The sequence below is a fragment of the Streptomyces sp. Q2 genome (genome assembly GCF_056820935.1).
Genome location: NZ_JBXEJE010000007.1, coordinates 125612 through 149857, shown reverse-complemented (window position 1 = coordinate 149857; position 24246 = coordinate 125612). Strand labels below are relative to the sequence as shown.

Genomic DNA, 24246 nt, shown 5'->3' with positions numbered 1-24246 from the left:
TGGGCTGCCATCCACCGCTCCCGTCGTGTACTCGGCCACCGACCCGAGGTACGTACCCCCGCTTTCTCAGAGTGCACCCTGGCTCAAGGGTGCGCGCGGCTGCGGCCGTGGTCGTCGGCGTACGCGGCGAACACTTCCGTCGGCGTTCCGCCCGTATGGAGGAAGCGCTGGTCAAGGATGGCGGCGAAATCCTTCAGCGCACCGGCGAGCAGGTCACCGGCCAGTCGCACCTCCGGCCGCCGCGCCGCCCGCCCGTGTCGGGCAAGGGCATCGGCGTAACCGACCATGGCCGCCAGCGAGGAGTGGTCCTCCCCGTCATGGAAGTAGTACGCCTCGGCGTACTGGGTGAAGTCGATCCGGACGCGAACGACCTCGGTGGCCAGGCTGTCCAGCAGGAGCGCCCCCGCCGTGCAGTCGATCTGCTGCGTCGTCGGGTCCGAGTCGCGCAGCAGCGCCAGGCGGATGGCCAGGACCCTCCTACGGGTCAGCGCCGGGTAGATTTCCAGGACCCAGGAGACCGTGGCCGTCAGGAGGGCGAAGCCGACGAGGGCTTCCAACGGTGAGACCAGGCGAAGCCAGCTCTCAGCGGGTGCGATGTCCCCCAGCCCCAGGGTGGCGACCGTCACGAGCGACAGGTACACGGAGTCGAGCAGCGCCGGCTCCCGCGCCGCCTCGGAACCAGGCGAGAAGGTGAACGCCCCAGGCATGTGGGGCCAGTAGACGATGGCCCAGCCGAGGATGACGGTGACGGCCCACATACTCACCACCGTCACCATGGCGAGCGGTCCCACGAGCCCGACCACTCGCCTACGCGCACGGAAGCGGCGGGCCAGTCGCCACAGCGCCGTCATGACGAGGCGGCTCAGGCCACCGTGGCGGGTGGGGTGCCAGAGGGTGTGGAACAGGTCCCGCAGGGTGATCATGACCAGCCCGGCACCGACCAGCGAGACCAACCACTTCATCCACGTCTCCCACGGCCCTGCCGCCTGAAGCGGAACCCGCTTTCTCGGAGCCTATGGCCTGTCCGGCGGATCCTGCGGCAGACGCGAGGTCCGGCACACCCATCTGCGCTGATCAACTCGTCGGCAGCTCGAGCGTGCAGGTCTCCCCGGGCGCGACGGTCACTGCCCGGTCGGCCAGCACCACGCGGATCGGCGATTCCTCCGAGTCGGGCACACCGATCTCCAGCTGCCCTCTTCGGCGCCGTACGCCGACACCCCAGTGACCGCGATAGCGCAGCGAGAAACCGTACTCGGACAGTGCCGGGAGGGGAACCGGGTCCAGCCACAGGGCGTCCTCACGCGTCTCGAGTCCGGTCAGACCACGCTGGACCAGGTCGAGGGTCCCGGCCATGGCCCCGAGATGGATGCCCTCGCCGGTCGTGCCACCCTGGATGTCGGCGATGTCCGCCTCCAATGCCTCCTGGACGTACTTCCATGCCTCGGCTCGTCTTGCGCGGGCGAGGACAAGGCCATGGACGAGCCCGCTGAGCGTGGAGCCGTGGCTGGTGCGCTGGAGGTAGTAGTCGACGGTCCGGCGCCAGACCTCGTCGTCCAGGTCGTACCCGAGACGCCGGAACAGATCCCCCAGTTCGGCGGGCGAGAAGAGGTAGCCGAGCATGAGAACGTCGGCCTGCTTGGACGCCTTGTAGCGGGTGACCGTGTCGCCCTCAGCCTCCAGGATCCGGTCCAGGCGTCGGATGCCGTCGTAGCGCGCCCGGTAGGCGTCCCAGTCCAGCTCGGCGAGGTTGTCGTAGCCCTCGAACTGGCTGATGACGCCCTGGTGGAAGGGCACCCGCAACCGCCGGGAGACCTCCTCCCACTTCGGGAGTTCGTCGCCGCCCAGCCGGACGCGTTCGAACAGCTCCTCCCGGCGCCAGGCGGGAAGGCGCCGCAGCAGGTCCAGGGCACGGGCGAGGACCCAGGCGGCGGTGACGTTGGTGTACGCGTTGTCGTCCAGCCCCGGCCCGGCGGCCCCCGGGTAGCCGTCGTGGTATTCGTCGGGGCCGACGACGCCGCGGATGCGGTAGCGGCCCGTGCCGGGGTCGAACTCGGCGAGGTCCGCCCAGAAGCGGGCGATCTGCAGCAGCATCTCCGCACCCTTGGTGTGCAGGTACTCCGTGTCGCCGGTGGCCTCGCAGTACTGCCAGACGTTGTAGGCGATCGCCGAGCCCACATGGTGCTGGAGCCGGGAGTGGTCGGGCAGCCAGCGCCCCGAGCGGGGGTTGAGATGCCACACCTGAGTCTCCTCGCGGCCGTCGCTGCCGCTCTGCCACGGGTACATCGCCCCGGCCCGGCCGATTGCGGCGGCGGCCCGGCACGCTCGCGGGAGGCGTCGGTAGCGGTAGTTCAGCAGCGCCCGGGAGACCTCCGGGAAGTGCAGGTTGAGATACGGCAGCACGAACAGTTCGTCCCAGAACACATGGCCCCGATACGCCTCACCGTGCAGGCCCCGGGCCGGCACTCCCACGTCGAGGTCCGCGGTGTGCGGCGAGAGCGTCTGCAGTACGTGGAAGAGATGCAGGCGCAGGACGCGGCCGGCCCGGCCGGGCACCTGGATGTCCGCGCGCCGCCACAACCGCCCCCACGCAGCGATGTGGGAGTCCAGCAGGGCCGAGAAGCCCGCCGCCGTGGACACCCGGTCGAGTGCTGCCTCGAGCGGGTCGCTGATCGCCGTGTCGCGTGAGGTGAACAGCGCCACGGTCTTCTCCACGTCGACGGATCGGCCCGGAGCGATCGGAACCACCAGGCGGTGGACGGCACGGCGCCGGGCGGGACGAAGCTCCGAAGAGGCCACGGGCTCGCCGGCGACGACCGTCCGGGCGGCCATGGCCACACCGATGCCCGAGCTGCTGGTGCGGCAACTGAGCCAGACCGTGTCGGGCTCCTGTGCCTCCGTCCGCACACGGGTCAGATGGCTCCCGTTGAGGGCGCGGTAGCGGTGCACGTTGCCGTTGATCACGTCACCGTCTAGGCAGGACTCGATCTCGATCTCCCCCGACCAGTCCTCGGGCGTGAAGACCGTCCGCAGGGCCGCCAGGTGAGGGTCCCCCATGTGCACCAGGCGGGTCTGCCGGACGCTGAGCACGCCCACTTTGTCGTCCCGGAAACGAAGTGTGCGGGTGAGCGTGGCCCGGCGCAGGTCCAGGGTGTGCTGGTAGTCCAGTAGTTCGCTGGTGTCCGGGGAGAACCACGGGCACCACGCTCCCCCGGCGCGGCGCAGACGGAACCGCAGGAGCAGCCAGTTCGGGAGGTTGACCAGGTCCTCGTTCACCACTTGCCGTCCCGCCACGGTCGACTCGAGGCGGTTGTAGCACCCGGCGCCGTAGGTTCCCGGGTAGTGCACCAGGCTCGCCCGGCACTCGGGCGCCGCGCCGCGCGTGGCGAAGTAGCCGTTGCCCAGCGTGCAGAGTGACTCACGCAACTGCTCGGCCGTGGGGTCGTAGCCCTCGTACTCCCATGTCCAGTCCGCCATCCGCGCCCTCTTCTCCTCCCTTGACGAGATGTGCAGGAGCGTGAGACGCGCGCCGGATCAGGCCCGCTGCGGTACGACGGCCACCGGGCACTCGGCGTGATGCAGCAGGGCGTGGGCGACCCTGCCGAGTTGCAGACCGAAGTGGCCGTGCCGCCTCAATGCGCCCACGACCACCAGGTCGGCCTCGGCCGAGGCATCCAGGAGGACCTTGTGTGCCGGGCCTTCGACCGCTTGGCGGTGCGCATCGACTTTGGGTTGATCCCGTACGGCGTCGCGCAGTGCGTCGGCGAGGAGAGCGGAGGCCCGTTCCTCGTGGGCACTGACAGCATCGTCCGCGACCAGGGGATGGTCCACGTGCTCATGGGCGGGGCGCCGCCAGGCCCGTACCGCGTGCAGGGCGCAGCCGCGCGCCTCGGCCTCGCGGAAGGCGAACCGCACAGCGGCCGAGCCCTCCGTCGAATCGCCGACACCGACCATGACCTTGTCGAAGGTGCCCTGCCGGTTCTGCTCCCCGCCGCGGACCACGATGACCGGGCACACCGCACGGGCGGCCACCGCGAGGCTGACTGACCCCAGCAGCAACCCGGCGACCTCGCCGCGGCCGCGGGAGCCCATGACCAGGGCGAAGGATTCATGAGCCGCGTGCAGGAGCGCGGACACGGCGTCGTCGGGCAGCACATCGCTCGACACCTTCACCTGTGGGTTGCGCAGCTGGGCGCGTTCCGCGCAGGACGCCGTGATGTGCTCGGCCAGAACCTTCTCGGCCGGACGGTCGGTACCGAAGGAGGGGAGGCGTCCCTCGTACCGCTCCCACAAAGAGGCGTGGACGAGCCGCAGAGACAGCCCGTGCCGCGCCGCCTCGTCCACCGCCCAGTCCACGGCCTGCAGGCTGGAGTCCGAGCCGTCGACACCCACGACCAACGGGAGTTCCATGGTCACCATCACCTTCCTGCCCCGGCCACTGCCGCAAGCCCCTGTCAATACCGTCGCACCGCCCTGGGCCCATCGCGACACGTGGATCCGACGCTCGCCAAAGAGCCTCGGCCCAGGTTGCAGTGTGGCGATTTGCGACGATTGTGGAGTCAGGCGGCCTGGAGGAAGAGCGGGTGCCGCTCCCACCTCTCCGCCACGGCCGTCCCCTCGGCCGGATACGAGCCCGCTCCGCTTCGAGGCCATGGTGAAGGGAAGCGATGGTGGTAGCGAGGACCGGCGTTTTCGGCGCCCTGACCACGAAGCATCAGGAGCAGCTCATGTCGCTCGCTCGTGAAGTGTCGTTCGCGATCGACGAGCGCATCTTCAACGAGGGCGGCAAAGCCGACCGCTTCTGGATCATCCGCACGGGAACCGTCGCTCTCGACGTTCACGTGCCCGGCCGCCGCGCAGCGGTCATCGAGACCCTCGGTGCCGGGGCCCTGCTGGGCTGGTCCTGGCTGGTTCCTCCTCATCACTGGCACATGGGGGCCCAGGCAACCAGCCCGGTGCGTGCCTACGAGTTCGACGCGGCCGCGGTCGGTCAGCTGTGCGTGCACGACCCGGAACTGAAGCAAGAGCTGTGGACCTATGTCGCAGGAGTGATCGCGGGGCGGCTCAGGTCCGCACGGGTGCGGCTGCTCGACCTGTACGCGCCCTTCGGGGCCGGCGAGGTGCCCTGACAGCGAGACGAGGTGGTGCGCGGTGTCCGAAACCCCGCACATCGTGAGCGATGTGATGACCCAGACGGTCGTGGCCGTGGGACGCGACGCGCACTTCAAAGAGATCGTCCGGACCATGGAACAGTGGAAGGTCAGTGCCATGCCGGTCCTGGAGGGCGAAGGGCGCGTCATCGGCGTCGTGTCCGAGGCCGACCTGCTGCCCAAGGAGGAGTTCCGCGACGACGACCCGAACCTCTTCGAACAGCGCCGACGCCTGTCCGACGTCGCCAAGGCCGGCGCGGTGACGGCAGAGGAGCTCATGAGCACCCCTGCGATCACGGTCCACCCCGACACCACCCTGGCGCAGGCGGCCAGGATCATGGCCGTCCGGCACGTCAAGCGGCTGCCCGTGGTCGACCAGGTGGGCATGCTCCAGGGCATCGTCAGTCGTGCCGATCTGCTGAAGGTCTTCCTGCGGTCGGACGAGGACATCGAGGAGGAGGTCCGCCGCACCGTGGTGTCCTACCTCTTCCCGGCATTCAGCCACGCCATCCACGTGAACGTGCACGAGGGAGTCGTCACCCTCCGGGGACACATCCGCGACACCTCACTCATCTCGGTCGCCGTGCGCCTCGTGCGCGCCGTGGAGGGCGTCGTGGACGTCGAGCCCCGCCTCACCGGCCAGCCAGCTGGTCCGGACGGTCCCGAGGACAGTCAGTGACCCGTGTACCGGGCGCCCGGCGCCGACGGGCTGCGGTCCCTCGGGCAGGTCAGGGTCGGATGTCGAGTACCTCCAGCACCGGGCGGCGCGGTGTGCGGGGGCCTTTGGGGCCGTATCCAAGGCGCAGCAGCATCTGCGTGTAACCCGTCCCGGTCACCGGGTCGCGCAGCGGCCAGCGCAGGTCGGTCCACTCGAGGGGCTGGGTGGCGAAGGAGCTGGACAGGCCCTCAAGGGTGGCCAGCAACAGGACACGTTCCATGGCCTGGCCGGCGCGCAGCCAGTCCTCCGGGTGGTCATGGCTCGTGCTGACCAGGGCCAGCTGGGGGCTCTGCTCGAAGTCCGCGGCGTCCCGTCCCGCCACCTGCCGCGGGCCCGCGAAGTCCCTCATCGGGGCCTTGCCCCCGCGCTTGCGCGGCCCGAAGGCGTAGTCCGGGACTCCGTCGTCGGTCATGTTCACCGACGGAGCGTCGATACGGGTCCATTCGGCCAGGTCCTGGTCGCTGCCGCGGTCGGTGATGTTGCGCGCCTCGGCTTCCTGGACCACCTCCAGGACCTCCTGCAGATGCCATGAGGTGGGGAACGTCAGCACGGCCCCCTCACGGCGAGCGGCCTCGCTGAGTGCCTCTCGCACGGCATCGGGGATTTCCGTCTCGTCGAACGGGAAGCGGCTGCTGTGCCGCTCGTGAATCGCCGGATACAGCGCGCCCAGGTCGCCCTCGCCGCTTTCGGGTGGGGTGAGCCGCACGCTGGCGAGGAGCGCCGGGTCGGACAGGTCATGCAGCAGTCGGGTCTCCGGATGCCAGCCCTCGTGGGCCACAGCGACCCGCAGGTTCAGCAGGGCGGCGCCGCAGCCGATGTGAAGGCCGCGGGTTCGGGGGTCGGAGCGCGGCATGGCACGGTCGAAGTCGGCGCGTATCTCGAACGTGCGGCTGCGCCGGACGTAGCGGAAGCGCCAGGGCTGTGCGTTGTGCATCGACGGGGCGGCGGCAGCGTCGTGGACCAAGTCCGTCACGCGCTCGTCGGACGGTACTTCTCGGCTCACCGGAGTCTCCTCTCGCGAGTCGGCGGCATGCCAGGAGGGGACCACTCTTCTGTTGATGCCAGTCCTGCGGCGGGCTTACTGGTCGGCCGGGGTGATGCGCCTGCCCGTGAGGCTCGCGGGCCGGATCGACACCCACATCTCGCGTTCACCGCCTGCCCAGGGCGTGGTGTGGGCGCGTCGGGTGAGTCCGCGCACGGCGTCGGGCTCCGTGACGACGCGCGCCGGGCCGACTGCAAGCACACTCCAGCCCTGGCTCATGGCCTCGTCCACGTGGTCCACCTCGAAGGCGACCTCCTTCCCCACGGCCGCCGCCGGCGCCGAGCCGGGCGCGGTCCGGAAGACGATGGCGTCATCGACGACTTCGTAGTTGACCGGGACCACCGCCGGGCGACCGTCGGACGCCGGGACCGCGATACGCCCCACACCGTGCGTGGAGAGCAGCGTGCGGCACTCCTGCGGGCTGAGATCCCTCAGCTGAGGGTGCAGTAGCGCCTGGCCTTGGCCGGGGGGCAGATCGATGCCGCCGCCACGCAGGGCAGCGACGGTGGTGCCCAGCGCGTCGGCCAGTCTGATGAGAGTCCCCACACTCGGGTCGGCGGGCTGTTCCTCCAGGTACGCCAGGTAGTCGGGCGACATGCGGGCGCGGCGGGCCGTTTCCCCCAGGCTGAGCCCACTCCTGTGGCGTTCCACGGCCACGCGCCGGCCGATGTCGCCGGGGTTGGGGTTCCCGGTCGGCGAGGCTGCCGCCGAGACGGATTCCGGCTCGACCGTGTCCGGCTGGGAAGACCCCTGGGCGGTCCCTGGCTGCTGTCCGTGCTCGAGGTGGCGGAGGTGCGCGTCGGGCCCGGGGAACACGAGCGTCACTTCGTCCGTGTCCGACCAGCGCACGTCGTATGGGGGTGTTCCGTCCTCGTGGTGGAGTCCGACGATCTCGCCGTCGCGCCTGGTGGCGCCGGTCTTCTGGCTTTCGATGACGAGTTGGTCGCCGAGGTGAGCTCGCATGATCGCCGCCCTCTCCTCAGAATGGTGTTGTAACCAACGTGCCACGCGCGACAGGTCACCGCATGGGCCGAGTGGCCCGTATCCGCAGGGTGGGCCGAGATGACTGACTGTCACGTACGGGATGGGAGTCGACATGCGCCACCGAACGGTCTCTGAACTCATGACCCGGGACGTCGTCCGGGCGCGGCGTGACACGCCGTTCAAGGAGATAGCCAGGCTGCTGGCGGAGAACGATGTCACCGCGGTACCCGTCGTGGACGATCTGGACCGGCCCGCGGGTGTGGTGTCGGAGGCCGACCTGCTGCGCAAGAGCGCCGACCAGGCCGATCCGTCCGGTCGAAGCCCGGTCCCACACCTTGAGGCGTGGGAGCGGGCCAAGGTTGAGGGGTCCCGCGCCGAGGAGCTGATGTCGGCTCCCGCGGTGTGCGCACGGCCGGAGTGGAGCGTGGTCGAGGCCGCCCGGCTGATGGAGGCCCATCACATCAAACGGCTGCCCGTGGTGGACGAGACGGACCGGCTGCTGGGAATCGTCAGCCGTGGTGACCTGCTGCGGATCTTCCTGCGCCGGGACGACGCGATCCGCGACGAGATCACCGAAGACGTGTTGTGGCGCACGATAGGACTCGCTCCCTCGGAGGTGACGGCCGAAGTGCGCGACGGACGGGTCGAACTCGGTGGCTCCGTCGAGTTCAGGAGTCTGATTCCCGTCATCGAACGGCTGTGCGGCAGCGTCGACGGCGTGGTCTCGGTCGGCGGGCACATCGCCTACCGGAACGACGACGCCCCACCTTTGCCCTCCCACAGTTGAACCCCGCGGCAACGTCGTCGGGCGAAGGCCGGCGGCTGAACCGCCGGCCCTCGGGAAACCGCGGGCACCTGCCGGCCCCCGTTACGCGTCCCGGTGACTGACCCCACCGCTGGCTCAGCCGGTGATCTCGATGCGGTGTGCCTTCCCCTGATCGGTCTTGGGGACGCGCACCGTGAGGACCCCGTTGGTCAGATCCGCGCTGATGTGCTCGGGGTCGGAGTTCGGGGGCAACGTCGTGCGGTAGTCGAACTGCCCGAGGCGGCGGGTGTGCCTGCGGACAACCCCGGTATGTTCCTTCTCCTTGATCTCACCGTGGATGTCGAGCTCGCCCTCGCCGACCTCCACGGTGATCTGGTCCTTGTCCACACCGGGAAGCTCCAGCTCCACCAGATAGGCGTCCTCGGTGTCCTCGATGTCGGCGAGCGGCGCCCAGGGCTCGGCCGCGCCGAACTCGTAGGTGCCGCCGCCCGGGAAGGCGGCGTGCATGAGCTGGTCGACCCTGGTACGGAGGTCCTCCAGCTCACGCAAGGCTGCCGGAAGCCCACCCCTGCCGTGTCGTGCGGGATGCGTCATGAGTGATCCTCCTTGACTTGCTTGCCGCCGCCGGTCACAAGGGCCAGCCGACGGCCTGACGGGTGCTCGGCCGGGACGCCCCCACGCCCTCGATGTCGCGCTCGGCGATTTCCAGCAGTTGCTGGGCGAGATTTTGCATGGCTCGGCCCGCCGCCAGTTCGTCGCCGATCTCCGGCACGTTCGAGTCCGCCGGATGACAGTGCGCTGTTCCTTGTCCGCTCAGCGCCGTGGTGCCCGTGTCCAGCACCACGTGTGCCTTCGTCGCTCCCTCGTCGTCCTCGAAGAGGTGGAGACGAACCTTCCATTCCACCGTATGTGACATCGTTTTACTCCTCACTGCGATCCGGATGCGGCCGGCCCGTCATGGGCTCACGGGCCGTGCGTAGGGAGCCGACCTCTGCTCGTCGATGCGGCGCCGCACGCGGCGAGCGAGTGCACTCAGGTGCTCGGAGGCCGTCGCGCGGGGCGGGACCGGGCCTCGTATCCGGCGCGCGGCCGGGGGCAGACCGGCCAGGTCCGCAGCGAGTCTCTCCCGGCACGCGTCGAGCGTGGCTCTGCCGCAGGTGCGCTGCCCACCCCGCATCACGGGCTCCAGCAGCGGGCTGCCGTCGCCGGGCGACGGCTCGTCGGCGAGACGGATCACGTCGGCGTACGCCGTGCGGCGGAACACCTGCTTGGGGCCGGGTGCGGTCACTTTCGCCGACGACAGCTTCATCACCGGGCGCCCGTCGTACTCCACCATCTTGTACGCGGAGTCCAGGTACGGGGCGTCGGCGGAGACCCCGACCCGCGTCCCGACGGCGTAGGTGTCGATCGGCGCTCCGGAGCGGACCAGGTCGTCCAGGGCGTACTCGTCGAGACCTCCGCTGGCGATGATCCGTACGTCGGGCAGGCCCGCAGTGTCGAGGATGCAGCGTGCCCGGGCCGCCAGGGCGCCGAGGTCGCCGCTGTCCAGCCGTACGGCCGAGCCTGGACCGCGGGCCGCGTGGTCAAGGTCTCGCAGCACGCGAGCCGCGACGCGGACGCCCTCCTCGGTGTCGTACGTATCCACCAGCAACGTCACCGGGCCGGGGTGGCAGCGTGCGAACGCGCGGAACGCTTCTTCCTCCGTGGCGAACGCCTCCACGTAGGAGTGGGCCATCGTGCCGACGGCGGGGATGCCGAGAGCCGTGGCCGCGGCCACGTTGCTGGTGCCGGCGAAGCCGGCCATCGCACCGAGCCGGGCGGCCTGGAACCCGGCCTGCGGGCCGTGGGTCCGCCGCAGGGAGAAGTCCACGACCGGATGCCCGGCCGCAGCGAGCACACAACGCGCTGCCTTCGAGGCGATCGCCGTCTGGTGGCTGAGCTGGTTGAGCACGTACGTTTCGGCCAACTGCGCCTGTGGAAGAGGCGCGGTCACCTCCAGCAGCGGCTCTCCCGCGAGCACGATCCGGCCCTCCGGTACGGCCCGCACGTCACCCGTGAACTCCAGGCCGAGCAGGGGCTGAAGATCCCCCGGGGGCCGGTGCAGCGCGGAAGCGAAGGCGTCGACGTCCTCGGGGCCCACTCGGAGGCCGGACAGGTAGTCCAGGGCCGACTCCAGCCCCGCGGCGACCAGGAAGCCCCGCTCAGGAGGAAGGTCGCGGACGAAGAGGCTGAAGGTGGCCGGGCCGGTCATCCCTTCCCGCAGGTAGGACATGGCCATCGTCACTTCGTACAGATCGGTGGTCGTCGCTTCGGACATCGACGTCGCCTCCTCATGCGCATCCGGTCTCTGCCCGTCATCGGCGGAAGCGCCCGGACCACAGGGGCTCCACCAGGTCCCACTCGGCGTCCCACTGCGTGTACCTTTTCCGCTCCAGCACGCGGTGCATGCCTGCCCGCACCGCGAAGAACCCGCCCGCCACGCCGACCGCGGCCATGCCGCCCGCGAACCAGCCGTTGGTCCTCGCGGTGAGCGCGTTCATCGGCGGGCTGGTGATGGTCCCCTCCCGGTCCACCCACACCGGCACGGTGGCTCCCTTGGGCGTTCCCGACTTCACGAGGGTCGTTCCCGTCCGCACCGTGCCGTTGTCGTCGGTCCAGCGGACCCGCGCCTGCTGCTTCCCGTCCGTGGTGACGCCCTTGACGTTCGACGTCAGCCGGGCGGTGACCTCCTGTCGCTCCGCCGACTGGGCTTGCACGGTGTGCATCGACGACTCGTACGCCGTCAGCCCCGCGCTGAGCGCTGCCAAGGGCAGTCCGAGGACCAGCACGAGCATCAGGAAGCGGCGGATCCAGGTTTCGAACCTGTCGGACGGACGGATCAGGGGGTTCGTCCCCTTGGTCAGGGGCTCCCCGCGCGAGGGGGGCGGTCCGGACGCGTACGGCGAACCTTGTGCACTCATAAGTCGGCCTCCAGCAAGTCGCTGGCCCGTTCCCCCCACCACTTCGTCCCACCATCGGACAGCGGCGGTCTTCGGTCACAGGGCCGAAAGTCCCTGCGGGACCGACTTCCGGCCCCGATGGGGCCGAGCCGACGTGGTCGGTCATTTCCACTCGCGGTCATATCCGGGGAACGACCGCGATCGGACACGGGGCGTGATGCAGTACCGCGTGGTTGGTCAGGCCCAGTTGCAGGCCCAGGTGCCCCTGCCGTCTGCGGGCGCCGACGACCAGCAGGTCCGCCTCCGACGCGGCTTCCAGCAGTGCCTGGCGTGCCGGTCCCTCGATCACCCGCCGGCTCACCCGGGCATCGTCGTACTGCTCCTCCGGGGTGCGCAGGGCGTCGTCGAGTACCTGGGCCGGCGAGCGGCGGTGGGCTTCCAGGGCGTACCACGAGGGGGCCTGAGGCGTGGTCAGGGCACCGAGCTGTGCGCCCCAGGCATGTAGGGCGACCAGTCGGCAGCGCCGCACCTGGGCCTCGCGAAGGGCGAACTGCACGGCCGTGCCGCTGCCCTCGCCCTCCTCGACACCGACGACCACGCTTCCGAACCGCGCATTTTGGTGCTCCGCCGCGCCGCGGACCACGACGACCGGGCAGTCCGCGCGTGCCGCCACGGCGAGGCTGACCGAACCCAGGAGCATCCCCGCGAGGTCTCCGAGCCCTCTCGACCCGAGCACCAGCGCGAAGGCGTTGCGTCCCTTGTCGACCAGGGCGGAGGCCGCGTCGGAGTGCAGCACCTCGCTCGACAGCCGCACCGTGGGTGCCCGCTTGATGGCACGTTCCGAGGCGTGGCCGATCACGTCGGACACCTCATGGTCCCGCGCCGCCGCGTGCAGAAGGTGGAGTGGCACCCCGTGCCGGATCGCCTCGTCGGCGGCCCAGTCCACCGCCTGCAGGCTCGCCTCGGACCCGTCGACGCCGACCACCAGGGGAATCGCCACGACCCATGCCTCCTCTCCTGCCGGTCCTGCCCGGCCCCGCAGCCTCCGGCCCTCTCCTGCGCATGCGCGGTGAAGGGGATTGGGGTACTCCTCGAATGAGGGAACGCGCCACGCTCGGCATGTCGGCAACATCCGAACAGTCCGGCAATCAGACTCATCAGCCGTTACTTCCAGCTTGCTATGCGACGGAGGCCGCTGCCATGCAACCAGTTGTCACCGTGGGCCTCGACGGCTCACCCGAGAGCCTTGCCGCCGCCCACTGGGCGGCCGACGAGGCCGAAAAGCGCAGGCTCACCCTGCGTCTGCTGCACGCATGGCCGCTGCTGGCACCGGAACCGGCCCGCGTCCCCTCCGAAGTCGATCAGAACTACTGGGCGAAGCGTCTCGTCCACACCGCGCAGGCGGAGTTGCAGGCGCGCCATCCGAGCCTGTCCGTCATCGGGAGCCTGGTGGCAGAGGACGCCCAGGACGCCCTGCTCCGAGCGGCCTCGGAGTCCGAGGTGCTCGTGCTCGGTTCACGAGGACTGGAATCCGTCGCGAGCTACTTCCTGGGCGACGTCAGCATGCCGGTCGTGGCACGGGCCCAGCGGCCGGTGGTGCTGGTCCGCGCCGAAGCCGGGGAGGAGGGGCCGGTGCCGGCACCCGCGGGCCGCGTGGTCGTGGCACTGAAATTGCGCGATTCCTCGGAGAGTCTGCTCGACTTCGCCTTCCACAGCGCTGCGGCCAGGGGCGTGCCTCTACTGGCCGTCCACGGCCGAAGCGTGCCACTGCATGCCCGCGTGCCCTGGGGCGTGGACCACGACGTCACCGAGGAGATGAAACGGGACGCGCAGAAGCAGCTGAGCAAGGCGCTCCGCCCCTGGCGTGAGAAGTACCCGCAGGTGGACGTGGCAGACGACATCCGTTTCGCAAGCCCGGCCAAGGCCGTCGTACAGGCCGCCGAAGGCGCCGCGCTGCTGGTCGTCGGCCGACGCGCACACCGTCCGGGTCTCGCGCCCCACCTGGGCCCCGTCGCCCAGGCCGCCATCCACCATGGGCGCTGCCCCGTCGCCGTCGTCCCTCATGACTGAACCTGGCCGCATTGAGACATCGGTTCGGTCGGTGTCGCCGGACGACGCCTCAGTGCCCCGGTCCGGTGCCCGCCACCACGGCGAGCCGCTGCCGCGCGCTGAGGTGTGCGAGACGCACACCGCTGTCGTGTTCTTCGTCGGCGACCGCGCCTACAAGCTCAAGAAGCCGGTGGATCTGGGATTTCTTGACTACACCACGCTGGCGGCTCGCCGGGCCGCGTGCGAACGCGAAGTCACTCTCAACCGCCGCTTCGCCCCCGACGTCTACCTCGGCCTGGGCGAGATCCGCAGCCCCGACGCGGAAGCGCCCGAACCGCTCGTAGTAATGCGCCGCATGCCCGCGGATCGCCGCCTCTCCCGACTGGTGGCGGAAGGGGCCTCCGTCGACGAGGTCCTACGGGCCCTCGCCCGGCAGGTCGCGACGTGGCACGCGGAGGCGCCCCGCGGCCGGGACGTGGACGAACAGGGCACGAGGGATGCGTTGTCGTCCCGCTGGGAGGCCAGTTTCGAGCAGGTCCGCGCGCTGGCTGCCGACGGCTTCGTGCCCGACGGCGTTACGGAGGCAGAGCGGCTGGTGCGCCGCTATCTTGCCGGGCGCGAGCGCCTGTTCGCCTCACGTATCGAGCAGGGGCGAGTGGTCGACGGTCACGGTGATCTGCTCGCCGAGGACGTCTTCAGCCTCGACGACGGTCCTCGCGTCCTGGACTGCCTGGAGTTCGACGACCACCTGCGCTACGTCGACGGTCTCGATGACGCCGCCTTCCTCGCGATGGACCTGGAACAGCTCGGCGCCCCGGAGGCCGCCGCGTACTTTCTTGCTCAGTACAGCGAGTACTCCGGCGACCCCGCACCCCCCTCCCTGTGGCACCACTACGTCGCCTACCGCGCGTTCGTCCGCGCCAAGGTTTCCCTGATCCAGGCACGCCAGGGCGCGCCGGACGCGGAGACGGCGTCACGACGGCTTGTCTCGACGACGCTGCGCCACCTGCGTACCTCCGCCGTGGGCCTGACGCTCGTCGGCGGGCTGCCGGGCAGCGGGAAGTCCACCCTCGCCGGAGCTCTGGCCGACCGGCTGGGGGTCACTCTGCTCAGCAGCGACCGCCTCCGCAAGGAGCTGGCGGGCATCCCCGCCGAGCAGTCGGCGGAGGCCGACTACGGCGAGGGCTTGTACACCCCCGAGTGGACGGCCAGGACCTACGCCACCCTGCTCGACCGCGCTTCCGCGCTGCTATCCTCCGGCGAATCCGTCGTGCTGGACGCCACCTGGTCCCATGCGGGACAACGCGAAGCGGCACTCCACCTGGCCGAACGCACCAGCGCCGACCTGGTGGCCCTGCACTGCCACGTGCCGGGCGACGTGACAGCGGCCCGCCTGACCACGCGCGCCTCCGGAATCTCCGACGCCGACCTCGACATCGCCACCGCCATGGCAGCCACGGAACCGCCATGGCCGGAGGCCGTCGCGGTCGACACCAGCGGCCCGTTGGAGTCCTCGGTCGCCCGGGCGCTGGCAGCCGTACGCCCCTGGGGCCCCGGCCAGGCCCCGGTCTTCCGCCGCCCCTACATGGAGCCGGACTGAATGAGCGAGTACCCCGCGTATATCCGGGACCGGCCACTGGTCGCCGAGCCGCACCACCAGGTTTCGCGGGATGTCCCGCGTTCCCTCAGGGTGGGTTGTAGAAGGAAGCCCGGCAGGCGTGCCAAGCCCAAGTCGGGCAGCACACGCCCGTCACGGCTCTTCGGGAGGAGGCCACCATGAGTGAACAGCAGCCGCTTGCCCCTGTCGAGGCATGGCGGGCCGTGACCGCATGCTTCCTCGCCAGTTTCGCTCTGCTCGCGCGGCGCCACGTCCATCTGGCGAAGGAACGGCTTGGAATGCGGCTGCGCTTCGCCGACGGCACCTCGGGAAGGGTGTACCGGGAGACCCGCCTCGGCAGCGGCTTGGCGAAGGACCCGTGCACGCTGGTGGTCACCTTCAGGCTGCGCCTGGTCCGTGGGCCCGCGCACGCACTGTTCCGAGAGGAGAGCCTGCTGAACACCCCGCTGTTCGTCGGGTTCCCCGGTTTCACGTCGAAGCTGTGGCTGGCCCACGACGAGCGCGATCGCTACCGCGGCGTGTACGAGTGGGACGGCGCGCGGCGCGCCGAACACTACGCGCGTTCGCTGTGGCGTGTTCTGGCGCTGGTCAGCGTGCCCGGTTCGATCAGTTATGCCGTCCTGCCCGGGCTGCGACGCGACGACGTGATCGCGGATCCTGGGCTGGTCGAGGACTTTGCGTCGGACGCCGCATCAGACACAGCAGACACAGCATGGTGGCGCATCCAGTCCGGGACGTGACGCCAGTGGCGGACATCCTGGTCGTCGGGGCCGGCACGACCGGCCTCACCCTGGCGCTCCAGGCCCACGACCACGGAGCACGGATCCGGGTCATCGAGCGGCGTCCCGAGCCGTTCCGGCCCTCCCGCGCCCTCATCCTGCACCCGCGCAGCCTGGAAGTCCTGCGCCCGCTGGGGGTCACGGACGCCCTGCTGGAGCTGGCGGACACGGCCCCGGCAGTCAGCCTTCATCTCGGTTCCCGCGTCGTCGAAACCCGACTCGCCGACCTCGCCCTGCCCGACACGGCGTTCCCGCACCTATCACTCATGCGGCAGATGGACGTCGAGAGAGTGCTGACGCAGGCTCTCTCCGACCGCGGGGTGGCGGTCGAACGGGACACCGAACTGATCAGTGCCCGCGACGACGGGCACAACGCGCGAGCCGTGCTGCGATCGCGGTACGGCATCGAGGAGGTCCGCTGCCCCTTCGTGGTCGGTTGCGACGGCCCGGCCAGTACAGTGCGGGAGTGTGCCGGCATCGGGTGGCACGGCAGGCCCTACTCCGAAGAGGTCGTCCTCGCCGACCTGGATCTCGGCGGCATCTCCGGTCGGTCCGATCCTTCCGGTCCTTCCGAGGCCCAGGTGTTCGCGGGCCGCCGAGGACTGTTGTTCCTCTTCCCGCTCGGAGAGCAGGCCACCTGGCGGCTGCTGGCCACCCGGGCGTCCTCCGGCGGGTCCGGGCGGAACTTCGGCCAGCCCGGACCAGCCGTCCCGCAGGCCGAGCTCCAGCGCCTTCTGGACGACGCGGGGCTGGGGGCGCGGATCGAGCGCCTCGCGTGGTCCGCGCGGGTGCCACTGCAGTGCCGCCTCGCCCCCCGCTTTCGCCGAGGCCCGCTCTTCCTCGCGGGGGACGCGGCTCACAACTACTCACCGGCCACCGGCCAGGGAATGAACGCGGGTATCCAGGACGCGGTGAACCTCGGCTGGAAGCTCGGCTTCACAGCGAGCCGCGCCAGGGGTGAACACACGGACGGGCTCGGTGCCGACGTGCTGCTCGACTCGTACGACAGCGAGCGCAGGTCGGCTGCCCACCGACGGATGCTTCTCACACACACGGCGTTCTGGGCGGAGGCATCGACCGGTCGGATCCCCTCATGGCTGCGTGCGGTGGCCGCTCCGCGCGCCGCCCCGGCCGTACCCGCCCTCCTGGATCGGCGGTGGCTGGTCGCCGAGGCCATCCGTGTCATCTCCCAACTGCGGGTGAATTACCGTCACAGTCCTCTGTCCGTGGAGGGAGCACCGCGCCTGCGGGGTGCTCCCCGCCCGGGAGACCGCCTGCCGGACGCCACCGTCAGCGTCGCGGGATCTCCCCAACGGTTGCACGCGCTGCTGGCCCGTCCCGGCGTGCACCTGTTGCTGCAGCGCGACGCCGACCCGCCGCCGGACGCGGTACCCGGTCCCCAGGTCACCGCCCTCCGGCTGACGAACAGCCCCGGCCGTGGTCTGCTGGCCGTCCGCCCGGACGGACATGTCGGCTTCCGGAGCGGGACCGTCGACCCGGCCGGGCTGACGGGCTGGCTCTCACTGATCGGCGCAGCGGCAGCTTGATCCACGGAGTCATGAACAACGGCGGAACGACGAGACGACAAAGTCCGCCGTGCCAGGGTCCAACGAGCTGATGATCCCGGTTGCCCGGGAACCCCTCGGGGGTGACCGTGGAGTGGGGGAGCGAGGGAGTGAGTATCGTGCGAGCGCTCGTCTACCACGGCCCGGGACAGAGCTCCTGGGACACCGTCCCCGACCCCGCGATCGAGGAGTCGACCGACGCGGTCGTGCGCGTCGACGCCGCCACCGTCTGTGGCAGCGACCTGCGCATCCTGCGGGGTGACCTCCCCGAGGTGAAGCCGGGCACGGTTCTCGGGCACGAAGCCGTCGGCGAGGTCGTGGAGATCGGACGCAACGTCCATCACCTGCGCCCCGGAGACCAGGTGATCGTGTCAGCCGTCTCGGCCTGCGGCCGGTGCCGGGAATGCCGCAACACCACGCTCGCGCAGTGCAGCGGGGGCGGCGGATGGCTTCTGGGCAACCTGGTCAACGGGACACAGGCCGAGCTGGTGCGGGTTCCCTTCGCCGACCACTCCACCCACCGGCGGCCGTTGAACGTCCCGCTCGATGAAGCGGTCCTGCTCGCCGAGCTCCTCCCCACGGCCTACGAGGTCGGGGTACGGAACGGCCACGTGAGCCCGGGAGACACCGTGGTCGTGGTCGGGGCGGGTCCCGTCGGTCTCGCCTCGATGGTCATCGCGCGGCTGTACTCGCCCCGGCGGATCATCGTGGTGGACCTGTCCGCCGCGCGGCTCAAAGCCGCCGCCGGTCTGGGGGCCGATGTCGCCGAGGTGCCCGGCAAGATGATCGCCGACCTGGCCGATGGACCGGGTGCCGACGTGGTCATCGAGGCATCGGGCGAACCGGACGGCTTCGTTCTGGGCACCCGCGCCGTCCGCACCGGAGGGCACATCGCCAACATCGGAGTGCACGGCAAACCGGTGACCCTGCATCTCGAGTCCCTGTGGCGCAAGAACGTGACCATCAGCACCGGTCAGGTGGACACGTCCTCCACACGGTGGCTTCTGGAGCTCGTGAGATACCGAGACCTGCCCATCTCCGGGCTGGTGACCCACACCTTCCCCCTCGACCGGATGGAGGACGCCTACGAGGCGTTCGCCGGCGGCACCACCACGGGTGCCCTCAAGGTCGTACTGCACCGCGAGTGAGAGGCCGGCCCGTCAGGAATCCTGCCGGGCCGATCGGCCCCCGGGCCAGGGCCGTCAGACCCTACAACACCCCGGTGATGGGTGGTGCCATGGAATTGAGCCGAGGGCCACATGGAGACACGGAGAAACCATCCACAAAACGTCCCCAGACCTGCAGTGCGGCGGCCCTCGCGTCACGGACGGTCAGTGGCTGCCGGTGAGTTCGCCGCTGAGCTTTTCGTGGATGTGGGCGCTCGGCTTGTTCAGGCCGATGATCTGGACGGTCTTGCCGCGCTGGGTGTACTTGGTCTCGATCGCATCCAGTGCGGCGACCGAAGAGGCGTCCCAGATGGGGGCAGCCGACAGGTCGATGACGACCTTGTCGGGGTCGGTGGCGTACTTGAACTGGCCGACGAGGTCGTTGGAGGAGGCGAAGAACAGTTCGCCGGTCACGGAGTAGACCACGCTGCTGCCATCGGGGGCGGCGACCGCGGTGACGCTGGCGAGGTGGGCGACGCGCTTGGCGAAGATGACCATGGCGGTGACGGAGCCGAGGACCACGCCGATAGCGAGGTTGTCGGTGGCCACCACGCATGCGACGGTGATGGCCATCCCAAAGGAGGCCGCCGACCTGGGCGGCTTCACGGGTGTCAGCTCGGACGCGGAACGTCAGCGCGTCCGGGCTGCCCGGATGCTCCTACGGCGCGACGGCCGCATCTGGCTGACTCCCATGAGGATGAGACCGGAGAACATCAGCGCGTTCGTACCAAGGAAACGGAACTCCCAGGACGGGCTTGGCACGAAGTGGAAGTAGAACAGCCCCTGGATCACGCAGGTCGCGCCCACCAGCAGAGCTCCGAGCCCGTAGACCCGAGGGCGGGTGACACGACGGCGTACCCAGGGCAGTGTCCAGCCGGTGCGTATCGACGCCATGCCCAGTGCGATCGCCAGCAGGCCCAGGAACATGCCGCTTCCAACGACCCATTCCATGGGCCCCTCCCATCGCCTGAGTTCGCTCGCACCTCGCGAACTCGCCCGCTGATCATCCACCATGATCAAGATCAGCACCAGGCTGCAACCAAATAGTGCCGGAGCCCCTCGGGGAACGCCGGTTCGGCACCGATGACGGCCAAGCCGGGCTTATTGCCAAGAGCTCAGCCCGGCCGTCGCCGACAGAGGTCCTGCTAGCTGCCGGGCGGGGCCTGCGTCGGCGGTATGCGGCTTGCTTGAGCACCCGGCAAAAAGGCCCGCTACCCAGCCGCGTTCACCGCGTCCCGACTAGTCGATTGGCCAGGATCCCCAGGTCTGCAGCGCCCAGCGACGGTCAGATCAACCTCGGTATGCCTGATGCGTTCTCGCTGGCTATGGGGCGGACTGGGCAGGGCAGCGTACTGCGCATAGGGTCTAAAGAACGCGTCAAGTGGCGCGGGGTGTGCCGGGAAGTCTGGTCGGCGTCCGTAGGGCCGTGTGCCCTTTTGCCGACACCCCGGAGGTTCGCCGTCTTGGCTGCCGCCCCGCGCTCCCGCTCCCCCTTCCTGGGGCTTCTGCCCTGGCCCGAACGCCAGGCCGTCGCCCAGGCGCTGCGCACGGAAACCGTCGGCGGCCTGGTCCTGCTGGCCGCCGCGGTAGTGGCACTGGTCTGGGCGAACAGCCCACTGGCCTCCTCCTACAGCACACTTCGCGACTTCCACTTCGGGATACCCGCCCTGGGTCTGGATCTGTCGGTCGGCCACTGGACCTCCGACGGGCTGCTGACCGTCTTCTTCCTGGTCGCGGGGATCGAACTGAAGCGGGAACTGGTGGTCGGCACGCTGCGCACCCCGGCCACTGCCGCCCTGCCGGTCATCGCCGCCGCCTGCGGCATGGCGATTCCCGCCGCCCTCTACGCCGCCACCGCCGCGGCCAGCGGGGGCAGCATGGACGGCTGGGCGGTGCCGATGGCCACCGACATCGCCTTCGCCCTGGCGGTCCTGGCCGTCATCTCCACCCACCTGCCGACCGCCCTGCGCGCCTTCCTGCTCACCCTTGCCGTCGTCGACGACCTCGGCGCGATCCTGATCATCGCCCTCTTCTTCACCTCCCACCTCAACTACTGGGCACTCGCCGGCGCATTGGCCGGGCTGATCGTCTTCTACGTTCTCCAACGGCTGCGGGTGCGCGGCTGGTGGTGGTACCTGCCGCTCGGCGTGACGGTCTGGGCGCTGATGTACAACGGCGGCATCCACGCCACCGTCGCCGGCGTCGCAATGGGTCTGATCCTGCGCACGACTCGCGACGAAGGTGAGCAGGCTTCACCCGGCGAGCGCACCGGTCATCTGCTGCATCCGCTGTCCGCCGGGATCTGTGTGCCGCTGTTCGCGCTGTTCGCCGCCGGGGTCAGTGTCTCCGGCGACGCGCTGGGCAAGGTGTTCACCACCCCCGAGCCCCTCGGCGTGGTCATCGGCCTGGTGGCGGGCAAGATCCTCGGTATCTTCGCCGGCACCTACCTGGCCGCCCGCTTCACCCGCGCCCAGCTCAACCCCGAACTCGCCTGGGCCGATGTCTTCGGCCTCGCCACGCTGGCCGGGATCGGGTTCACCGTCGCCCTGCTCATCGGTGACCTGGCCTTCACCGGTACGGCCACCGGCGAGCACGTCAAGGCCGCCGTCCTCATCGCCTCCCTGACCGCCGCCCTGATCGCCGCCCTGCTCCTGCGCCGCAGGAACACCGTCTACCGGCGCCTGTACGAGGAGGAGAACATCGACGAGGACGCCGACGGCATCCCCGACATCTACCAGCGCACCCCGGGCAGCGGCGCATGACACCACCACGCCCCAACCACCCACGGGCCGCCGCGGTGGCATGGCTGCTGACCTGCGGACTGGCCACTGTGGCCCTCATCCTCACCACACCAGCCCGGGGCAAGATCCACTGGCTGATCGCTGCCGCCGCCCTGCGCACCGCTGTGCAGTACGCGTGGTCCGCACGGTGAAAGCGACGCCGCGCTGGTGGCGCGCAGCAACGGGTCCCGATACTGCCGGAATCTGGCATGGCGGCCACCAGCATCGCCACTTACCGTGCCCCCAAAGAACAAGACCAAGGGAAGGCAGCACGGGAGATCTGGGCTTCAAGGAGCACGGAACGGGAGGGTGTCCGCTCCGCTTGGGGGAGGTCTCCCAGCCGCGGTGCTGGAAACTGAGCGATTGTGGCCGCGAACCCCACCCGTAAGATCGCCTCGGTGTCTACCGTCGCGCCCGACTCCGACTGCCGCGCAAAGCGCCGCGAGTTCGGACTGCGGCCGGGGCCCTCGTGTCGTTGGCGAGCGGACAGGTGACGTTCGGGACCACTGTCTCCGGTCACGCCACGGTGATGCTGTCGTCGAGGTAGACGTCCTGAACGGCGTGAAGTAGCTCGATGCCCTCGCTGGTGGGCCGCTGAAAGGCTTTGCGGCCGGTGATGAGGCCGGTGCCGCCGGCCCGCTTGTTGATCACCGCTGTCCGTACGGCCTGTGCGAGGTCTCCTCGGCCAGCCGATGCACCGCCGCTGTTGATCAGACCGACCCGGCCCATGTAACAACTGGCCACCTGCCAGCGGGTGAGGTCGATCGGATGATCAGTGGTGAGCCTCTCGTAGAGGAGCTTGTCGGTCCTGCCGAAGTCCAGTGCGGGGTAGCCGCCGTTGTTCTCCGGCTGCTTCTGCTTGACGATGTCGGCCTGGATGGTCACGCCGAGGTGGTTGGCCTGCCCGGTGAGGTCGGCCGACACCGAGTAGTCCACGCCGTCCTTCTTGAACGCCGGGTTGCGCAGGTAGCACCACAGCACGGCGAACATGCCCAATTCATGGGCCCGCGCGAAGACTTCGCTGGCTTCCTGCAACTGGCGGTCCGACTGCTCCGAGCCGAAGTAGACCGTGGCGCCGACTCCCGCTGCGCCGAGGTCGAAGCACTGCTCGACGTTGCCGAACATGATCTGGTCGTAGTGGTTCGGGTAGGTCAGCAGTTCGTTGTGGTTGAGCTTCACGATGAACGGGATCTTGTGCGCGTAGCTCCGCGATACGGCCCCGAGTACGCCGAGTGTGCTGGCGACCGCGTTGCAGCCGCCCTCGATGGCGAGTTCGACGATGTTCTTCGGGTCGAGGTAGCGGGGGTTCGCGGCGAACGCCGATGCCGCGGAGTGCTCGATGCCCTGGTCGACCGGCAGGATCGACACGTACCCGGTTCCGGCCAGACGGCCGTGGTCGAAGAGGGACTGCAAGTTGCGCAGCACCCGGGGCGAGCGGTCGGTTGCGGCCACTGTCCGGTCGACGAAGTCACGACCCGGCAGCACCAGGTTCTCCTTGGGAATCCCCTGGGCCGCATGGGTCAGCAGGCTCTTGGCCTCGTCGCCGAGCAAGCCTTGGATGTCGGTCATCGGCTCGCCTCTCCGGTCGTTCGGAAATGCGGAGGTGGGGCCCGGGTTCCCCGCGACAGCCGGGCTCATGTGAGTCCGTGCGAGCCGTTTCTCCCGCATCCGGTCCGGACGCCTGAGCGGTCCTGCCGTGGAACAGTGGAAGACAGGAGACACAGGCCGTGTGGGGCCCACGGAGATGCAGGCCGGGCGAAGGAGGACGCGATGAGTCACCCTGTACTGGCGGGTATCGACGGGTCGGAACGCAGCTCGGCGGCGGCCGACTGGGCGGCGCGGGAGGCCGCGCTGCGCGACGTTCCGCTGCGTCTGTTCCACGCCTCTCCACCGCTTCCAGGGGCGACCGTGCCGGGCCCGGCCCTGGACAGGCTGCATCACATGGGGACGCGATTGCTCCAGCAGGTGGCCGCCACCCTCGGCGACCTCTACCCGGACGTCGAGGTGCGGGCCGAGCAGGCCGACGACGCTCCGGCTGCGGCTCTCCTCGCCGCGGCCCGCGATGCCGGGCTCCTCGTCGTCGGCACACGGGGGACGGGCGGTTTCGACGGTCTCGCGGTCGGCTCGGTGGCCCTGCGGATGGCGGCGGCAGCCCCGTGCCCTGTCGTGTTGGTCCCTCATCGACCCAGCCCCTTCGGAGAGGGGGTGCAGCACGCGGCACGCGACGCTGCTCAGGTCGTGGTGGGGTTCGACGCACATCACCCGGTGAGTGAGACGGCGGACTTCTCGTTCTCAGCTGCTGAGGCACGCGGAGCACTCCTGCGGGTGGTGCAGGCATGGGCGTTTCCAGCCGAGGCCGTCTCCCCGCGGACGCTGGTGGTGACCGAGGAGGACCGCGCCACCTGGGAGGATCAGGAGGTCTTGCAGCTCTCCGACGCGCTGCGCGCGTGGCAGGAGAAGTACCCCCGTGTGACGGCCCGCACCGACGTCGTGCTGCTCCATCCCGCGGAAGCACTCTTGAACGCGTCCCGCAGTGCGGACCTGCTCGTCGTAGGGCGCCGCACCGACCCGCAGGCGGCCGAAGGCCGACTGGGCCCGGTCACGCACGCCGTACTGCACCACGCCCGCTGCCCGGTGGCGGTCGTACCGCACGCCGGATGACGGCCGACGCGAACCGTGGTGGCCAAACGCCA

The 24246-nt window shown here is 70.0% G+C and carries 23 protein-coding genes and 1 pseudogene; 11 read left to right on the top strand and 13 right to left on the bottom strand.

Annotation, left to right across the window (positions count from 1 at the left end; translation table 11 throughout):
• Window positions 1-83: 83 nt before the first annotated feature.
• The 3 genes from ACWBNA_RS09990 to ACWBNA_RS09980 form a co-directional block, all read right to left on the bottom strand.
• Window positions 84-962 carry a potassium channel family protein gene (locus tag ACWBNA_RS09990; RefSeq protein ID WP_482703892.1) on the bottom strand — a complete coding sequence of 293 codons (879 nt, stop codon included), beginning with the start codon at window positions 960-962 and terminating at the stop codon, window positions 84-86.
• Between the two features lie 112 nt (window positions 963-1074).
• A complete protein-coding gene (locus ACWBNA_RS09985; protein ID WP_482703891.1) occupies window positions 1075-3474 on the bottom strand; it encodes a glycoside hydrolase family 65 protein in 2400 nt (799 codons plus the stop codon).
• Window positions 3475-3531: 57 nt separating this feature from the next.
• Window positions 3532-4407, bottom strand: a complete 876-nt coding sequence (locus ACWBNA_RS09980) for a universal stress protein (RefSeq protein WP_482703890.1) — start codon at window positions 4405-4407, stop codon at window positions 3532-3534.
• A 317-nt stretch (window positions 4408-4724) separates the two neighbouring features.
• Here ACWBNA_RS09980 and ACWBNA_RS09975 point away from each other — a divergent pair, with 317 nt between their 5' ends.
• Window positions 4725-5126, top strand: a complete 402-nt coding sequence (locus ACWBNA_RS09975; RefSeq protein ID WP_482703889.1) for a cyclic nucleotide-binding domain-containing protein — start codon at window positions 4725-4727, stop codon at window positions 5124-5126.
• Between the two features lie 22 nt (window positions 5127-5148).
• Window positions 5149-5826 carry a CBS domain-containing protein gene (locus ACWBNA_RS09970; RefSeq protein ID WP_482703888.1) on the top strand — a complete coding sequence of 226 codons (678 nt, stop codon included), beginning with the start codon at window positions 5149-5151 and terminating at the stop codon, window positions 5824-5826.
• Window positions 5827-5875: 49 nt separating this feature from the next.
• Here ACWBNA_RS09970 and ACWBNA_RS09965 read toward each other — a convergent pair whose 3' ends face one another.
• Both ACWBNA_RS09965 and ACWBNA_RS09960 read right to left on the bottom strand, forming a co-directional pair.
• Window positions 5876-6868 carry an Acg family FMN-binding oxidoreductase gene (locus tag ACWBNA_RS09965; protein ID WP_482703887.1) on the bottom strand — a complete coding sequence of 331 codons (993 nt, stop codon included), beginning with the start codon at window positions 6866-6868 and terminating at the stop codon, window positions 5876-5878.
• Between the two features lie 75 nt (window positions 6869-6943).
• Window positions 6944-7870 (bottom strand): pyridoxamine 5'-phosphate oxidase family protein, encoded by a 927-nt coding sequence (locus tag ACWBNA_RS09960; protein WP_482703886.1) that lies wholly within the window; start codon window positions 7868-7870, stop codon window positions 6944-6946.
• 133 nt (window positions 7871-8003) lie between these two features.
• Between ACWBNA_RS09960 and ACWBNA_RS09955 the strand changes: the two genes are divergently transcribed.
• Window positions 8004-8678: a CBS domain-containing protein gene (locus tag ACWBNA_RS09955; protein ID WP_482703885.1), complete on the top strand. Its 675-nt coding sequence runs from the start codon at window positions 8004-8006 to the stop codon at window positions 8676-8678.
• Window positions 8679-8792: 114 nt separating this feature from the next.
• Here ACWBNA_RS09955 and ACWBNA_RS09950 read toward each other — a convergent pair whose 3' ends face one another.
• The 5 genes from ACWBNA_RS09950 to ACWBNA_RS09930 form a co-directional block, all read right to left on the bottom strand.
• Entirely contained in the window at window positions 8793-9251 is a 459-nt protein-coding gene (locus ACWBNA_RS09950; RefSeq protein WP_482703884.1) for an Hsp20/alpha crystallin family protein, read from the bottom strand.
• Between the two features lie 34 nt (window positions 9252-9285).
• Entirely contained in the window at window positions 9286-9573 is a 288-nt protein-coding gene (locus ACWBNA_RS09945) for a DUF1876 domain-containing protein (protein ID WP_482703883.1), read from the bottom strand.
• A 39-nt stretch (window positions 9574-9612) separates the two neighbouring features.
• Window positions 9613-10974 (bottom strand): nicotinate phosphoribosyltransferase, encoded by a 1362-nt coding sequence (locus ACWBNA_RS09940; RefSeq protein ID WP_482703882.1) that lies wholly within the window; start codon window positions 10972-10974, stop codon window positions 9613-9615.
• A gap of 37 nt (window positions 10975-11011) precedes the next feature.
• On the bottom strand, window positions 11012-11617 hold the full coding sequence (locus ACWBNA_RS09935; protein ID WP_482703881.1) for an Rv1733c family protein: 606 nt from the start codon (window positions 11615-11617) through the stop codon (window positions 11012-11014).
• Between the two features lie 157 nt (window positions 11618-11774).
• A complete protein-coding gene (locus ACWBNA_RS09930) occupies window positions 11775-12596 on the bottom strand; it encodes a universal stress protein (RefSeq protein ID WP_482703880.1) in 822 nt (273 codons plus the stop codon).
• A gap of 200 nt (window positions 12597-12796) precedes the next feature.
• On the opposite strand from ACWBNA_RS09930, the gene ACWBNA_RS09925 reads away from it, so the two are divergent.
• From ACWBNA_RS09925 to ACWBNA_RS09905, 5 genes are all read left to right on the top strand, one after another.
• Window positions 12797-13666 (top strand): universal stress protein, encoded by an 870-nt coding sequence (locus ACWBNA_RS09925; RefSeq protein ID WP_482703879.1) that lies wholly within the window; start codon window positions 12797-12799, stop codon window positions 13664-13666.
• 103 nt (window positions 13667-13769) lie between these two features.
• Window positions 13770-15245: a bifunctional aminoglycoside phosphotransferase/ATP-binding protein gene (locus ACWBNA_RS09920; RefSeq protein WP_482703980.1), complete on the top strand. Its 1476-nt coding sequence runs from the start codon at window positions 13770-13772 to the stop codon at window positions 15243-15245.
• A gap of 176 nt (window positions 15246-15421) precedes the next feature.
• Entirely contained in the window at window positions 15422-16003 is a 582-nt protein-coding gene (locus tag ACWBNA_RS09915) for a hypothetical protein (protein ID WP_482703878.1), read from the top strand.
• Window positions 16000-17589, top strand: coding sequence for an FAD-dependent monooxygenase (locus ACWBNA_RS09910; protein ID WP_482703877.1), 1590 nt, complete (start codon window positions 16000-16002; stop codon window positions 17587-17589). The genes ACWBNA_RS09915 and ACWBNA_RS09910 overlap by 4 nt, the downstream gene beginning before the upstream one ends.
• Before the next feature lie 137 nt (window positions 17590-17726).
• Entirely contained in the window at window positions 17727-18755 is a 1029-nt protein-coding gene (locus ACWBNA_RS09905; RefSeq protein WP_482703979.1) for an alcohol dehydrogenase catalytic domain-containing protein, read from the top strand.
• Window positions 18756-18938: 183 nt separating this feature from the next.
• On the opposite strand, the pseudogene ACWBNA_RS09900 reads toward ACWBNA_RS09905, so the two are convergent.
• A pseudogene (locus ACWBNA_RS09900) lies at window positions 18939-19346 on the bottom strand (STAS domain-containing protein); the annotation flags it as partial.
• Between the two features lie 57 nt (window positions 19347-19403).
• Window positions 19404-19724 (bottom strand): hypothetical protein, encoded by a 321-nt coding sequence (locus tag ACWBNA_RS09895; protein WP_482703876.1) that lies wholly within the window; start codon window positions 19722-19724, stop codon window positions 19404-19406.
• Window positions 19725-20236: 512 nt separating this feature from the next.
• On the opposite strand from ACWBNA_RS09895, the gene nhaA reads away from it, so the two are divergent.
• Together nhaA and ACWBNA_RS09885 are read left to right on the top strand one after the other, a co-directional pair.
• Window positions 20237-21535, top strand: coding sequence for a Na+/H+ antiporter NhaA (gene nhaA, locus ACWBNA_RS09890; protein ID WP_482703875.1), 1299 nt, complete (start codon window positions 20237-20239; stop codon window positions 21533-21535).
• A complete protein-coding gene (locus ACWBNA_RS09885) occupies window positions 21532-21705 on the top strand; it encodes a hypothetical protein (protein ID WP_482703874.1) in 174 nt (57 codons plus the stop codon). The genes nhaA and ACWBNA_RS09885 overlap by 4 nt, the downstream gene beginning before the upstream one ends.
• A gap of 364 nt (window positions 21706-22069) precedes the next feature.
• Here ACWBNA_RS09885 and ACWBNA_RS09880 read toward each other — a convergent pair whose 3' ends face one another.
• Window positions 22070-23122: a class I fructose-bisphosphate aldolase gene (locus ACWBNA_RS09880; protein ID WP_482703873.1), complete on the bottom strand. Its 1053-nt coding sequence runs from the start codon at window positions 23120-23122 to the stop codon at window positions 22070-22072.
• Between the two features lie 201 nt (window positions 23123-23323).
• Between ACWBNA_RS09880 and ACWBNA_RS09875 the strand changes: the two genes are divergently transcribed.
• A complete protein-coding gene (locus tag ACWBNA_RS09875; RefSeq protein ID WP_482703872.1) occupies window positions 23324-24214 on the top strand; it encodes a universal stress protein in 891 nt (296 codons plus the stop codon).
• Window positions 24215-24246: the final 32 nt, after the last annotated feature.

Bases quoted from the DNA above. Each gene is read 5' to 3' on its own strand.
- ACWBNA_RS09990 (WP_482703892.1), bottom strand. From the start codon at position 962: ATGAAGTGGTTGGTCTCGCTGGTCGGTGCCGGGCTGGTCATGATCACC.
- ACWBNA_RS09985 (WP_482703891.1), bottom strand. From the start codon at position 3,474: ATGGCGGACTGGACATGGGAGTACGAGGGCTACGACCCCACGGCCGAG.
- ACWBNA_RS09980 (WP_482703890.1), bottom strand. From the start codon at position 4,407: ATGGAACTCCCGTTGGTCGTGGGTGTCGACGGCTCGGACTCCAGCCTG.
- ACWBNA_RS09975 (WP_482703889.1), top strand. From the start codon at position 4,725: ATGTCGCTCGCTCGTGAAGTGTCGTTCGCGATCGACGAGCGCATCTTC.
- ACWBNA_RS09960 (WP_482703886.1), bottom strand. From the start codon at position 7,870: ATGCGAGCTCACCTCGGCGACCAACTCGTCATCGAAAGCCAGAAGACC.
- ACWBNA_RS09955 (WP_482703885.1), top strand. From the start codon at position 8,004: ATGCGCCACCGAACGGTCTCTGAACTCATGACCCGGGACGTCGTCCGG.
- ACWBNA_RS09950 (WP_482703884.1), bottom strand. From the start codon at position 9,251: ATGACGCATCCCGCACGACACGGCAGGGGTGGGCTTCCGGCAGCCTTG.
- ACWBNA_RS09945 (WP_482703883.1), bottom strand. From the start codon at position 9,573: ATGTCACATACGGTGGAATGGAAGGTTCGTCTCCACCTCTTCGAGGAC.
- ACWBNA_RS09940 (WP_482703882.1), bottom strand. From the start codon at position 10,974: ATGTCCGAAGCGACGACCACCGATCTGTACGAAGTGACGATGGCCATG.
- ACWBNA_RS09935 (WP_482703881.1), bottom strand. From the start codon at position 11,617: ATGAGTGCACAAGGTTCGCCGTACGCGTCCGGACCGCCCCCCTCGCGC.
- ACWBNA_RS09925 (WP_482703879.1), top strand. From the start codon at position 12,797: ATGCAACCAGTTGTCACCGTGGGCCTCGACGGCTCACCCGAGAGCCTT.
- ACWBNA_RS09915 (WP_482703878.1), top strand. From the start codon at position 15,422: ATGAGTGAACAGCAGCCGCTTGCCCCTGTCGAGGCATGGCGGGCCGTG.
- ACWBNA_RS09895 (WP_482703876.1), bottom strand. From the start codon at position 19,724: ATGGAATGGGTCGTTGGAAGCGGCATGTTCCTGGGCCTGCTGGCGATC.
- ACWBNA_RS09885 (WP_482703874.1), top strand. From the start codon at position 21,532: ATGACACCACCACGCCCCAACCACCCACGGGCCGCCGCGGTGGCATGG.
- ACWBNA_RS09880 (WP_482703873.1), bottom strand. From the start codon at position 23,122: ATGACCGACATCCAAGGCTTGCTCGGCGACGAGGCCAAGAGCCTGCTG.
- ACWBNA_RS09875 (WP_482703872.1), top strand. From the start codon at position 23,324: ATGAGTCACCCTGTACTGGCGGGTATCGACGGGTCGGAACGCAGCTCG.